The sequence below is a fragment of the Sagittula sp. S175 genome (assembly GCF_049800975.1).
Taxonomy (GTDB): Bacteria; Pseudomonadota; Alphaproteobacteria; order Rhodobacterales; family Rhodobacteraceae; genus Sagittula.
Window position 1 is genome coordinate 239198 of the sequence record NZ_JBNAGB010000003.1, and the last position, 13152, is coordinate 252349.

Below are 13152 nucleotides of genomic sequence, written 5' to 3' on the forward strand. Positions count from 1 at the left end.
TCAATTCGCACGGCCGTTGAAGATGGTGTCGTTGGACGCACGGTCACCGTTGGTCAGGTCCTCGACCCAGAACCGGAATTCGGTGCGTTCGTCTTCGGCCGGATCCGAACCCCTGGGGGCCACCACGTAGACCTTCTGGAGGTAGGTCTCGTTCGCGGGAACGGTGACGGTTTCGTAAGGCGTGCCCTCCAGTTGGACGCGCAGGAAATCGTTTCCGGTCAGCGAGATGCGGAAGGGCCGATCCTCGCCGTGCTTGTTCAGCAGCCGCACGTCGTAGGTGTTGCGGATCGACCCGTCCGAGAGCGTCACGAAGGTCGGGTTGCGCACCGGGGCCACGGTCATCTCGATATCTGGGCGGATGAAGAGTGCGAAGACCAAGCCGATGCCGACCAAGGACCACAGAGCGGTGTACATGATCGTGCGGGGGCGCAGGACGTGCTGCCAGACGGGGCGGGGCGTGTTGCCTTCGCGCTCGCGCGGCTCGTCGGACAGGGCGAGATAGTCGATCAGGCCGCGCGGCTTGCCGACCTTCGCCATCATGTCGTCACAGGCGTCGATACACAGCGCGCAGGTGATGCATTCCAGCTGCTGGCCATCGCGGATGTCGATGCCCACGGGGCAGACGTTGACGCAGGCGTTGCAGTCGATGCAGTCGCCCAGTCCCTCGCGCGATTTTCCCTTACCACGCGGCTCGCCGCGCCATTCGCGGTAGCCGACGGTCAGGGTGTCCTCGTCCATCATGGCGGCCTGAATGCGGGGCCACGGGCAGGCGTAGATGCAGATCTGTTCGCGGGCAAACCCGCCAAAGAAGAAGGTGGTCAGCGTCAGGATCAGCATGGTGGTATAGGCCACCGGATGCGCGTTCAGCGTTACGAGATCGCGCAGCAGGGTTGGTGCATCGGCGAAGTAGAACACCCACGCGCCCCCCGTGGCGAGGCCGATGAGGAACCAAAGCACCCATTTCGTCGCACGCAAACGGGCTTTGCGCAGGTCCATCTTTTCCTGGCGATGCAGGCGCAGGCGGGCGTTGCGGTCGCCTTCGACCCAGCGTTCGACTAGGATGTACAGATCGGTCCAGACGGTCTGCGGGCAGGCGTAGCCGCACCAGACACGCCCCAGCGCCGAGGTGAAAAGGAACAGGCCCAGGCCCGCCATGATGAGCAAGCCCGCGACGAAGTAGAACTCATGCGGCCAGATCTCGATCCAGAAAAAGAAGAAGCGGCGGTTGGCGAGGTCGATCAGCACCGCCTGATCCGGCAGTTGCGGTCCGCGGTCCCAGCGTATCCACGGGGTCACGTAGTAAATCCCCAGCGTGATAATCATGAGGATCCATTTGAGATTGCGGAACTTACCGCTGACGCGCCGCGGAAAGATCGGTTCGCGCGAGGCGTAGAGGCTGGGAGGAGTGCTGTCGGACACGGGGGAATCGCTCCGTTAATTGCGTGTTTGAGACACCTTTTGAACTGTAGGCGCGTCAGTAACCTTGACCTGCATCAATATTTGAATCTGTGATCTAGGTTTCGAAGTCGACAGGGCATTCAGGCGTCGCGGCGTTTTGCCTCGCGTTTGAGCCAGGTGAGGAAGGCCTTCAGCGGCGGACGGGGCAGTCCGGGGCGTGTGACGATCCAGTAGCCTTCGGTTTCCTTGGCCTCGAACAGCAAGCGCAGGCGCCCGGCGGCGATGTCCGGTTCGGCAAACACGCGGGCCAGGATGGCGATTCCATGCCCTTGGCGCGCGGCCTCGATCATCAGGTTGCCGGGGAGCGAGGTCATGCCCTTGCGCGCGTCGGGTGTGACGCCATGTTGGGCCAGCCATGCGCTTGCTTCGTTGGTGCCCAGCTCCTGAAGCCAGTGATATCCGGCAAGGTCACTCGGGTTGGTGATGGCATGTGTGCCGACAAGATCGGGGGAGGCGACGACGGCGATGGGCGAGCGCACGATGAGCTCGGTGTGCACTCCCGGCCAGTCGCCGACGCCGTAGCGGAGGGCAACGTCGATGCCGCCGGCTGTCAGCGGGCGCACCTCGGCCGAAGGGTCGATCATCAGGGCAATGTCCGGGTGTTCGGTGCGAAAGCGGGCGAGGCGCGGCATCAGCCAGGATGCGGCAAAGGTCGGCGTCGTGGAGATTTGCAGGGGGCGGTTGGCCTCTGCGCCGGTGAGCGCCTCGACGGCAGCCGCGATCTGGCCAAAGCCCTCGCGCAGGGCGCGGGCGAGGGTTTCGCCCTCGGCGGTGAGGGTCATGGACCGGCCTTCGCGGTTCAGCAGCGGCAAGCCGAGGTGTGTTTCCAGAGCGCGCAGTTGCTGGCTGATGGCAGCGTGGCTGACATTCAGTGCGGTGCCCGCCGCGTTGACGTTGCCCGTTTCGGCATAGGCGGAAAAGGCGCGCAGCGCGGAGAGTGAGGGCAGGCGGTTCCAGTTCATGTGTCAGTTTGTCTTACATGTGACATTTCTTCCTGAGTCGCATGGGAACGGGTTTCGCGTCAAGGTGAGGGCAGATGCAAAGCGCAGGACAGGAGGCCGCCATGCTACAGACCATCGCCCGGAGCTTCATGCTCGCAACTTACATGGAACCACGTCATGGCGCACCGCGCCGGAGGTTGCCGCGCGAGGCGGACGGAGACTATCCGCGCCTTGGATTGCGCCACGAGGATCAGCCGTTTCAGCGTAAAGATGCGGGAAACGGTCATGATTGATCCGATTGTGCTGTTTCGGCACTGGCCTATTCCGCCACGGCGCGGGTCATGGCGCGCTGCTTCGCAGAAGCAGGATCATCAGGACCGTTGAAAATGGAAAGGGCGCCGGTGTCCTAGGAAACGCGCGAACAGGACAGGACACCGGCGCCATACATCCCGGCCTTGCCGCCGGGTGTTCCCAGTTCGGGGGGAGGGCCCCGAACCTTATGCACCCATTATGACGCGGTTTTGGCCTGTAACCTTGACTTGCATCAAGTTCCGGTGACCTCGGAAGGTTTTTGCGCAGATTTTTTGCCGAATATCTCTTCGGTCACCTTGCTGTACACCTTTTTGGAGGACGGCGGGGCGAGCGACGGGATATCCACACCCGCAATCGTGCCGTTGCTGGTCACACGGTTGCGACCGCTGTTCTTGGACGCATAAAGCGCCACGTCGGCGCATTTCATCCATGCATCGGCGCATGTGATGTCCGGGTCGAGCGCGGCGACGCCGAAGCTGGCCGTGACTGATGGCAGGTCGTCCCAGCCCTCGTTGGGCATGGTCAGGCGTTGGCGAATCTGTTCCGCCAGGATGGCGCCATTGTCCGCCTGCGAGCCGGGCAGGATGATGGCGAACTCCTCGCCGCCCACGCGATAGAGTCGTAGGCGCGGCGGCAGGTTGGCGCGCACAAGCGCCGCGATTTCCGAGAGCACGCGGTCGCCCATGTCGTGACCATAGGAATCGTTGATCGACTTGAAGTGGTCGATATCGAAAAGGACAAGGCTGGCGGTGGAATGGTTGCGCCGCACCGTGCGGAAAATCGCCTCGAGGTCATGACGGAACTGGCGGCTGGAGCTGGCACCGGTCAGCCAGTCCTCGGTCGCGGCGCGTTCGAGTGTACGGGTGTGACGGTCGAGAGCGATCTGGAAAGCAATGACTTCGGAGATGGCGGTGACCATCTCGCGTTCGCTGCGTCCCAGCGCGAGGCGGGGCAGGGGATTGAGAAAGTTCAGCGTGCCTTCGCAGGCGGTGCCGATGAAAAGCGGCACGCCGACATAGCTGCGCACACCGATGTAAGGCACCAGCGGATGTGGGCGGCATTGCGGGGCTTCGTGGTATTCGTGGAAGCATCGGGACGCGAGGACACGTGCGCAATCGGTGTCCCCCGGATTATATGTGCCACCTGTCAGGATCGGGGTCAGGGTGGACTTCGCTTGGTGGATGCAAAGCTTTTCCTCTTCGTCCAGCAGGCTGACAAGGCCAATGGGCATCATGAGGAACTCGCAGGCCAGCGCCAGCAACTCTTCGATCTTTTCGGACGGCGTGCTTTTCTGTTCGGTTGAAATGCGGAACAAGCGCCGACGCGCGCGTTCAAGGCGGTTGGTTTCCGTGCGGTCGTGCAGGATCTTGATGTGTCCGACAACGCTGGCGTCTGACTCGGTCAGCGACCAGCCGATTGTCGTGGTTTCGACTGCGACGCCGGTCTTGTGGATGTAGGTCATCGGATAGCCGCTGCCCGACGCCTGCGAGAGTGAGTCGAAGAGATGTTTCTCTGCCGCATGATCGTCGTCGAAGCGGCGATACAGGGTGTCGAGCACCGTGCCGCGCACATCGGCGAGAGGGTAGCCAAGCAGCATTTCAAAAGGTCGGTTGCACCAGAGGATACGGCGGTCCGCATCGGTAAAAACCACGGCATCGTTCGATGCTTCGAAAATGGCGCGGACGTTTGCGCTGTCGTGGCAGTGCAGGAGACAACTGATGCTGGAACTTCTGCTCATGGGGACACGCACTCTGGGAAAAGCCTGAGAGGCAGTAATGGGTCAGGAACCTTGAAATTCGGTAAACGAACTCGTGAAAATTGAATCGTTGGAATGCAAAATCCCCCCGCCTTGTGGGGCGGGGGGATCTTGAGCAGTCAAATATCGGTGAACCGGGTGTTACCGGAACCTTACTCCGAGGCTTCGCCGCCACCCAGACCGTGCACGTAGAGCACCACGGCACGGACTTCGGCTTCGGACAGATCGGCCCCGCCCATCGGCGGCATCTGACCGTAGCGGGCGTTGAACACGGTCTCGTAAACCGCGTCGTAGTCGCCACCGTAAAGCCAGATGGAGTCGGTCAGGTTCGGCGCACCCTGTACGCGGTCACCGGTGCCGTCTTCTGCGTGGCACGCCGCGCAGTTGTCGGCGAAGACGACAGAGCCTTCTTCAACCATGGCCGCATCCTGCGGTTCACCCGACAGGGACAGAACGTAGTTCACCACGGCTTCGATCTGGGGCTTTTCCAGCAGTTCGTCCTTGCCGAAGGCCGGCATTTGCGAGGTGCGGACATAGTCCTCGTCCGTGGGCTGGCGGATGCCCGTGTGCACGGTGGTGTAGATGTCCTCTACCGAGCCACCCCAGAGCCAGTCGTCGTCGAGCAGGTTCGGATAACCGACGTTACCTGCCGCACCGGAGCCGTGGCACTGTGCGCAGAAGGTGCGGAACACGGCGCCGCCGGCGTTGGTCGCGTAGCGGTGCAGGTCGGACCCGGTGTCGGACGCCAAGGCCACGAGGTCGGCTTTGGCCAGCTCCTCGTTGATGGTTGCGTTGGAGGCGTCCACTGCGGCGATTTCTTCGGCAACCTGGCCACGGGTCGAGAACCCCAGCAGGCCTGCGGTGGCCGAATGGATGCCCGGCCATGCGGGATAGGCGATGGAGTAGCCGATCCCCCAGACGATGCAGGCGTAGAAGGTGTACAGCCACCACTTGGGCAGTGGCTTGTTGTACTCCTCGATGCCGTCCCAGGAGTGGCCGGTCGTCTCGTAGTCGTGTCCCGGCTTGATCTCTTTCTTGTCGCTCATGACATGAGCCTCCTTATCGTTCGGAACGGTCGGCCGCCGCGGGCCGATCGTCGTGCCGGAAGGGGATGCTGGCGGCATCTTCCTGACCGCGGCGCGCGCCGGGCAGAAGCGCCCAGATCACGACCGCGCCGAAGAATACGGCCATGGCCAGCAGACCCCAGCTGTCCGCGAAGTGGCGAAGGAAGGAATAGGTTTCCATCTCGCCCCCTTACCGGCTTGCGTCCGGGGTGAAGGTCGAGAAGTCGACCATCGTGCCCAGCACCTGGAGGTAGGCCACCAGTGCGTCCATCTCGGACACGCCCGGCGCGCCGTCGAAGTTGCGCACGTTCACGGTCTCGCCGTAGCGCTCCATAAGGCCATCGAAATCGCTGTCCGGGTCGGCCTGGGCCATGAAGTCGGACTGCGCGTTCTCCAGCATCTCGTCGGAGTAGGGGACGCCGACCAGCGCGTTGGTCGCCATGATGTCGCCGATCATCGTCGCGGAGATCTGACCGGAGATCATGCCCGCCTCGTCGTCCAGCATGCGCTGCGAGAGGTAGCCATACTTCGGCATCACCGATTCAGGCACGACGGACTGCGGGTTGGTCAGGTGATCGACGTGCCAGTTGTCGGAGTAGCGGCCGCCGACGCGGGCGAGGTCCGGCCCGGTCCGCTTGGACCCCCACTGGAACGGGTGATCGTACTGCGATTCCGCCGCCAGCGAGTAGTGGCCGTAACGCTCGACCTCGTCGCGCATCGGGCGGATCATCTGGCTGTGGCAGACGTAGCAGCCTTCGCGCACGTAGATTTCCCGGCCCGACATTTCCAGCGGGGTGAAGGGGCGCATGCCCTCGACGTCTTCGATCGTGTTCTCGAGGTAGAAGAGCGGCACGATCTGAACCAGACCCCCGATGGTCACCACGAGGAAGGCGAAGATGGCCAGCAGCGTGACGTTCTTTTCGAGGATCGCGTGTTTGTTGAGAATACCCATTGTCGGCGCTCCTTATTCGGCCGGCGTTGCATGGGCGAGCGCGCGGTCTGCCTCGACGGCAGGGGAGCGACGCACGGTCATGAACAGGTTGTAGCACATGATGATCGAGCCGGTGAGGAACAGCAGGCCGCCGGTTGCACGGACCACGTACATCGGGAACTTCGCGCCCACGGTGTCGGCGAAGGAGTTCACGAGGAAGCCGTTCGCATCCACTTCGCGCCACATCAGGCCTTCCATGATGCCGGTGACCCACATGGAGGCGGCGTAGAAGACGATACCGATGGTGGCGAGCCAGAAGTGCCAGGACACCAGCGACAGCGAATACAGCCGCTCACGGTTCCACAGTTTCGGCACCAAGTAGTAGAGCGCGCCGAAGGTGATCATGCCGTTCCAGCCAAGCGCGCCGGAGTGGACGTGACCGATGGTCCAGTCGGTGTAATGCGACAGCGAGTTGACAGCGCGGATCGACATCATCGGGCCTTCGAAGGTCGACATGCCGTAGAAGCCGACGGAGATCACCATCATACGGATCACCGGGTCGGTGCGCAGCTTGTCCCATGCGCCCGAGAGCGTCATCAGACCGTTGATCATGCCACCCCAGGACGGCATCCACAGGATGACCGAGAACACCATGCCCAGCGTCGACGCCCAGTCAGGCAGCGCGGTGTAGTGCAGGTGGTGCGGACCGGCCCAGATGTAGATGAAGATCAGCGCCCAGAAGTGGATGATCGACAGCTTGTACGAGAACACCGGACGTTCGGCCTGCTTCGGGATGAAGTAGTACATCATGCCGAGGAAGCCTGCGGTCAGGAAGAAGCCCACGGCGTTGTGGCCATACCACCACTGCACCATGGCGTCCTGCACGCCCGAGAAGACCTGCACCGATTTGGAGCCCCAGATCGAGACCGGGATGGCGAGGTTGTTGAACACGTGCAGCATGGCGACGGTGATGATGAAGGACAGGAAGAACCAGTTCGCCACGTAGATGTGGGGTTCGCGGCGCTTCACGATCGTGCCGATGAAAACGGCGAGGTATGCGAGCCAGACCAGGGTCAGCAGCCAGTCGACGTACCATTCCGGTTCGGCGTATTCCTTGGCGTGGGTGGCGCCCAGCACGTAGCCGGTTGCGGCCAGCACGATCACCAGCTGGTAGCCCCAGAAGACGAACCATGCGAGGTTGCCGCCCCAGAGGCGAGCGGCAGAGGTGCGCTGCACCACGTAGAACGACGTCGCTATCAGTGCGTTGCCACCGAATGCGAAGATCACGGCAGAGGTATGCAGCGGACGCAGGCGACCGAAGTTCATGTAGCCCTGGGCCCAGTCGAAGTTCAGCGAGGGGAAGGCCAGCTGCGTGGCGATCCAGGTGCCGGCGAGGAAGCCGACCACGCCCCAAAGCGCGGTCGCGATCACGCCGTACCGCACGACGCCGTCCATATATTGTGTTTCATCGACGGGCTTCATGGGTTCGTCGGTGTTCCGCAGAACAATGACGAATGTGATCGCGGCTGCCAGCATCACCGTGATCGCGTTCACCATGTAAGCCACATCGCGTGCATAGTTGGCGGCAATCGCGGCGAAGATCGCGATCACGCCAAGCACGATGAGCTTGAGGTAATTGTACATGTTTCGTCCCTTCGTCTTACCCATACGATTCGAGAGTCCGCTTGGGCGGTTTTTAGACTGAGCCCGTCTTGACGCTTTTTCGGCAAAGTCATCCTTGATCTGCATCAATCGAGAAGCCGCCCGCAATTGACCACGGTCAAAGTGCGACCATACGCGCATGGTTAGTGTGATCCCGAGTTCGAACAGGAGAACGGACATGGCTTTCAAGACTTTGTTGACCGTCGTCACCGATACCGACCTTGTGGACTGCACGCTGAACAATGCGATCACGCTGGCCAACGCCTACGACGCGCATCTCGACGTGCTGTGCCTTGGCGTCGACCGGACGCAAACCGGATACTATTACGCAGGCGCCAATGCGATGGTGTTGCAGGAAACCCTGACGCGAGCCACTGCCGACGCAGAGAAGCTGGCCTCTGCCGTGAAGGCAAAGCTGGGCTCCACGGATCTCCGCTGGGGCGTGGATCACGGTGTGGCGCAATTAGCAGACATCGGGCGGCACGTTGCCGCGCGCGCAAGATTCTCGGATTTCTGCGTGCTGCCAAAGCCCTACGGGAAGGATCGTGGAATCGAACTGGAGCCGGTGCTGGAAGGCGCACTGTTCGAGGGTGGCGTGCCGGTGGTGGTGAACCCCTGTTCGCAGGCGCCGCTGGAGGCCAAGCCCAAGCGGATCGTTCTGGCGTGGAACGAAAGCGCCGAGGCGCTGCGCGCCGTTCGGGCCGCCATGCCGGTGCTGGAAGCTGCGGATGCGGTGCACGTTGTGGTCATCGACCCGCCGCAGCACGGCCCGAACCGCTCCGACCCGGGTGGGATGCTGTCGCAGTTCCTTGCACGGCACGGTGTGAAGGCCGAGATCGACGTGCTGTCCAAGACCTTGCCGCGTGTCTCTGACGTTCTGCTGCGTCATGTGGCCGACGTGAACGCCGACATGGTGGTGATGGGGGCATATGGCCACTCGCGTTTCCGCGAGGCGATCCTTGGCGGGGCGACCCGCAACATGCTGGAGCAGTCCAGCGTGCCCGTGATGATGGCGCACTGAGTTCCGAGGGATGGGGCGTGGGTCAGTCCTGCTGGCCCATCCCCAGACGATTGAGCGCTGATTTCAGCGCATCAAGGTCGATGTCGCCGAGTTCGGTATCGACCTTTTCATGTTCCGCACGCCAGATCGGAACGGCCTGTTTCATCACGGATCGTCCCTCGTCGGTCAGCGACAGACGACGGGACCGACGGTCGTTCTCGTCGGGCAACACGTCCACCAAGCCGCGCCGTTCCAGCACCTTCAGCGCTGCCGTCAGCGTCGTCCTGTCCATGGCAAGGAACGGCGCGAGGTCGGCAATGCGTGGCGCTTCGGGGCGGTTCAACGACATCAGCAAGGAGAACTGTCCGTTGGTCAGGCCAACGGGTTTCAAGGCGATGTCGAACCGCCGCGCCAAGGCTCGCGCCGCCCGTTGCGCATGCAGGCACAGGCAGCGGTCGCGCACTTCCAGCGTGGTGGAGATCGGAAGCTCGGGGTCCATCATATTCACGTTGATATCAATCAATCATTGGCGTAGCGTTGACCTGCGTCAACAAGAGTATTCCAGATGGCCTATGTTTCCGGATTTGTCACGCCTGTCCCCGAAGAGAACCGCGACGCCTACATACAAAGCGCCGCAGAAGCGTGGCCATTGTTCAGGGAATACGGGGCCGTGGCGCATTGGGAATGCTGGGAGGATCACGTTCCCGACGGCGAGGTGACGTCGTTTCCCATGGCAGTGAAACGCGGTGAGGGCGAGAAGGTCGTTCTGTCCTGGGTGGTATGGCGTGACAAGGAGGCCTACGAGACCTGCATGGCGACAATGGACACCGACGCACGTTGGCAGGCTCTGGCCGCGCCGTTCGACGGCAAACGTATGATCTGGGGCAGTTTCGACGCGGTCTTTGTGCGGAACGCCTGAGGTCACGGGATGCGGATGCGGCCCTGCGAGATCGGCACAGCGCTGCCACGCACCAGGACGGTTTCGATCCGGTCGCCTTCTGACAAAACCGTCAAAGTGATTTCGGAGGGGCGGCCCATCTCGACTCCCTGATGAAGGGTGAACTGGTTGGTTCCGGTCAAAGCGCCGCTGGCCATGAGTTGCGCTGCGAGGATGGCCGAGGCGGAGCCGGTGGCCGGGTCCTCGGGAATGCCTGCGGTGGGCGAGAACATCCGCGCGCGCAAATCGCAGGCGTCGCCCGGCGTATACAGATAGGCACTGTCGACGCCTGCCATCTCCATGACTTCGGACCAGCGAGGCTCCTGCGGGCGCGCTTGTGCCAGCGTGTCGAGGGTGCGGACGGGGATATAGAGAAAGCGGGGCCCGCCCTGCCAGACTGCGGGGCGGTGGCGTCCAAAACCTATGGTTTCGGGTGTAATTCCCAAAGCTCCGGCCAGCAGATCGGTGCCGGGAGTTGTGACGCCTTCGACAGCGTGCGGGATCACCGGAGCGCGGAATTCGGCCATGGCGCGCCCTTCGGTGCGCCAGACCTTCACGGGCACAAGTCCGGCCTGTTCTTCCAGCGTGACCTGGGTGTCGAAGTCGCCATCGGGCGCGTCTTTCAGCGCCAGATGAATGGCGCAGCCGATGGTGGGATGCCCGGCAAAGGGGATCTCGGCGGTGGGAAAGAAGATGCGGACCTTTGCGGTATGCGCGGGGTCGTCCGGAGACTGGACAAAGATCGTCTCGGACAGGTTGAATTCGCGAGCGATGGTCTGCATCTGTGCGACGCTCAGCGCATCCGCGCCCTCGACGATCGCCAGCGGGTTGCCGCCAAATGCAACCTCCGTGAAGACGTCGCATGTCGCAAAGGGCAGGGTTATCGCCGTCGGATCAGACAAGCATCCCGCCGTCGGAGTCGTCGCCAGCTTCTTCCATCAGGCGTTCCATGTCGGGAATGGTGACGTGGCGCTTGCCTTCCAGTTCGATCACGCCGTCCTTCTTCAGGGCGGAAATCTGGCGCGACACGGTTTCCAGCGTCAGGCCGAGGTAGTCCGCCATGGCCTCGCGCGTGAGGGGCAGATCGAAGGAAAGCGGGCCGTCTTTGCCAGCCAGCGCCATGTGCAGAGAGGCATCGCGACGCGCAATGATCGACAGCAGCGAGGCGATCTTCTCGCGGGCGGTCTTGCGCCCCAGCACCAACATCCATTCGCGTGCCGCGTCGAGTTCGTCGAGCGTCATCTCCAGCAGGCGCTGGGCGATGTGGGGCGTGCGGATCATCATTTCCTCGAAAGGAGCCTTGCGGAAACAGCACATCACCAGATCGGTGGTCGCCACGACGTCATAGGCGGCATTCTGGCGGCCGGGGCGGCCCACGAAATCGGAGGGAAGCAGCAGTCCGACCATTTGCGTGCGCCCGTCTTCCATCGTCTGAGTCAGGGACGCGATGCCCGAGACGACGGAACCGACGAAATCCATCTTGTCGCCGGACCAGATCACCATCTGGCCCGCTTCGAACTTGCGATAATACTTGATCTCTTCGAGGCGTTCGAGCTCGTCGGATTCGCAACGCGCACAGACTGCCTTGTGCCGGATCGGACACTGGTCGCACTCTTGGTGAATGCTCAGGCTTCTTTCATTCAACATGTCATGCGCGCCTTCCAATTTGATCTGCGTCAAAGCCCCGACATTGGACGCGCCCTAACGGTACGCGCATGGCGAAGCGAACACAACTCGCGCGGCTTGGACTTTTTGACGCCAAGGTCCCGCGTTACACCTCATACCCGACGGCACCACATTTCGACGGAGACGTCGGACCGGCGCGTTTCGAGCAATGGATTCAATCCATTCCTGCAAATGGGAACATATCCCTTTATTTGCATGTCCCTTTTTGTCGCAGGCTGTGCTGGTTCTGTGCATGCCGGACACAAGGAACCGCGACTGCCAGCCCGGTACGCACTTACGTTGAAACGCTCGACGCCGAGCTGGCGCTGTTGCGCAAGCATTTGCCTAAAGGAGTCCGGCTTTCGCGGCTGCATTGGGGCGGTGGCACGCCGACCTTGCTGGAACCCGACTTGATGAAGCGGCTTATCGCGGCAATTCGCGAAATGGCTGAGTTTTCCGACAATGCCGAGTTCTCGGTCGAGATCGACCCGAACGAGATCGACGCAGAGCGACTGGACGTGCTGGTTGAAGGCGGGATGAACCGGGCCTCGATCGGGGTCCAGGATTTCGATCCGCTGATCCAGGACGCCATCGGCCGCGAGCAGGGGTTCGACGTGACACGCCGTGTGGTGGACATGATCCGCGAGCGCGGCGTCGCCAGCCTGAACACGGACATCCTGTTCGGCCTGCCACATCAGAGCCGCGCCCGTATCACCGAGACGGTGCAGAAGCTGCTCAGCTTCGCCCCGGATCGGGTTGCCCTGTACGGTTACGCCCATGTGCCATGGATGGCCAAGCGTCAGCAGATGATCCCCTCGGACGTGCTGCCTACCCCGGAAGAGCGGTTGGAACTGTTCGAGACCGCGCGAAAGCTGTTTGCTTGGGACGGGTATGTCGAAATCGGGATCGACCATTTCGCGGCGCCCTCTGATGGTCTGGCCATTGCGGCCAGAACCGGCAAGCTGCGGCGGAATTTCCAAGGGTATACAGACGATACGGCAGATGTGCTGATAGGGCTGGGGGCTTCGTCGATTTCCAAGTTCCCGCAGGGGTATGCGCAGAACGCCGCGGGCACGTCTGTTTATTCCTCAGCGATCCGCGAGGGGCGTTTTGCAACCGCGCGGGGGCACGCGTTCAAGGGAGAAGACCGGCTGCGCAGCCGCCTGATCGAAGCGGTAATGTGCGATTTCCGCATAGATGCGACCGAGATCGTGAACAATTATCCGATCACGCGCCCGCAGTTGTTCGACATTCTCGTCGAGGCAGCCGGGCAATTTGAGGATCTCGTGCAGGTCACCGAGGACGGGCTGTATATTCCTGTCGAGGCGCGCCCGCTGACGCGCATGATCGCGCGCGCCTTTGACGCCTATGACCTCAGCAAGGCCGGGCATTCCTCGGCAATCTGATGTGACCTCTCCGGCGGACG

At 62.3% G+C, this 13152-nt stretch carries 14 protein-coding genes; 3 read left to right on the forward strand and 11 right to left on the reverse strand.

All coding sequences use genetic code 11. The features are described 5' to 3' along the window. The 8 genes from ccoG to ccoN all read right to left on the reverse strand — a co-directional run bounded on the left by ccoG (nt 1) and on the right by ccoN (nt 8106). Nucleotides 1-1419: a cytochrome c oxidase accessory protein CcoG gene (gene ccoG / locus ACP16H_RS06015; RefSeq protein WP_425071358.1), complete on the reverse strand. Its 1419-nt coding sequence runs from the start codon at nt 1417-1419 to the stop codon at nt 1-3. A gap of 119 nt (nt 1420-1538) precedes the next feature. Continuing rightward, nucleotides 1539-2420, reverse strand: coding sequence for a LysR family transcriptional regulator (locus ACP16H_RS06020; protein ID WP_425071359.1), 882 nt, complete (start codon nt 2418-2420; stop codon nt 1539-1541). A gap of 104 nt (nt 2421-2524) precedes the next feature. Beyond that, the gene (locus ACP16H_RS06025; RefSeq protein ID WP_425071360.1) at nt 2525-2686 is read right to left on the reverse strand and encodes a hypothetical protein; all 162 of its coding nucleotides are present in this window, start codon (nt 2684-2686) and stop codon (nt 2525-2527) included. A 257-nt stretch (nt 2687-2943) separates the two neighbouring features. Continuing rightward, the gene (locus tag ACP16H_RS06030) at nt 2944-4449 is read right to left on the reverse strand and encodes a sensor domain-containing diguanylate cyclase (RefSeq protein ID WP_425071361.1); all 1506 of its coding nucleotides are present in this window, start codon (nt 4447-4449) and stop codon (nt 2944-2946) included. A gap of 170 nt (nt 4450-4619) precedes the next feature. Further along, complete coding sequence (gene ccoP / locus ACP16H_RS06035) at nt 4620-5513, reverse strand: cytochrome-c oxidase, cbb3-type subunit III (RefSeq protein WP_425071362.1); 894 nt, start codon at nt 5511-5513, stop codon at nt 4620-4622. A 13-nt stretch (nt 5514-5526) separates the two neighbouring features. Next, complete coding sequence (locus ACP16H_RS06040; RefSeq protein WP_425071363.1) at nt 5527-5712, reverse strand: cbb3-type cytochrome c oxidase subunit 3; 186 nt, start codon at nt 5710-5712, stop codon at nt 5527-5529. A gap of 9 nt (nt 5713-5721) precedes the next feature. Continuing rightward, nucleotides 5722-6483, reverse strand: a complete 762-nt coding sequence (gene ccoO, locus ACP16H_RS06045) for a cytochrome-c oxidase, cbb3-type subunit II (protein ID WP_425071364.1) — start codon at nt 6481-6483, stop codon at nt 5722-5724. A 12-nt stretch (nt 6484-6495) separates the two neighbouring features. Next, complete coding sequence (gene ccoN / locus ACP16H_RS06050; RefSeq protein ID WP_425071365.1) at nt 6496-8106, reverse strand: cytochrome-c oxidase, cbb3-type subunit I; 1611 nt, start codon at nt 8104-8106, stop codon at nt 6496-6498. 196 nt (nt 8107-8302) lie between these two features. Here ccoN and ACP16H_RS06055 point away from each other — a divergent pair, with 196 nt between their 5' ends. Then, nucleotides 8303-9145, forward strand: coding sequence for a universal stress protein (locus tag ACP16H_RS06055; RefSeq protein WP_425071366.1), 843 nt, complete (start codon nt 8303-8305; stop codon nt 9143-9145). Between the two features lie 22 nt (nt 9146-9167). Here ACP16H_RS06055 and ACP16H_RS06060 read toward each other — a convergent pair whose 3' ends face one another. Continuing rightward, nucleotides 9168-9623, reverse strand: coding sequence for a MarR family winged helix-turn-helix transcriptional regulator (locus ACP16H_RS06060; RefSeq protein WP_425071446.1), 456 nt, complete (start codon nt 9621-9623; stop codon nt 9168-9170). Nucleotides 9624-9689: 66 nt separating this feature from the next. Here ACP16H_RS06060 and ACP16H_RS06065 point away from each other — a divergent pair, with 66 nt between their 5' ends. Further along, nucleotides 9690-10043 carry a DUF1428 domain-containing protein gene (locus ACP16H_RS06065; RefSeq protein ID WP_425071367.1) on the forward strand — a complete coding sequence of 118 codons (354 nt, stop codon included), beginning with the start codon at nt 9690-9692 and terminating at the stop codon, nt 10041-10043. A 2-nt stretch (nt 10044-10045) separates the two neighbouring features. Here ACP16H_RS06065 and ACP16H_RS06070 read toward each other — a convergent pair whose 3' ends face one another. Continuing rightward, nucleotides 10046-10963, reverse strand: coding sequence for a PhzF family phenazine biosynthesis protein (locus ACP16H_RS06070; RefSeq protein WP_425071368.1), 918 nt, complete (start codon nt 10961-10963; stop codon nt 10046-10048). Further along, nucleotides 10956-11708, reverse strand: coding sequence for a transcriptional regulator FnrL (gene fnrL, locus ACP16H_RS06075; RefSeq protein ID WP_425071369.1), 753 nt, complete (start codon nt 11706-11708; stop codon nt 10956-10958). Before fnrL ends, ACP16H_RS06070 begins: the two co-directional genes overlap by 8 nt. 68 nt (nt 11709-11776) lie before the next feature. Between fnrL and hemN the strand changes: the two genes are divergently transcribed. Next, a complete protein-coding gene (gene hemN, locus ACP16H_RS06080; RefSeq protein ID WP_425071370.1) occupies nt 11777-13132 on the forward strand; it encodes an oxygen-independent coproporphyrinogen III oxidase in 1356 nt (451 codons plus the stop codon). The last annotated feature ends 20 nt before the right edge of the window (nt 13133-13152 follow it).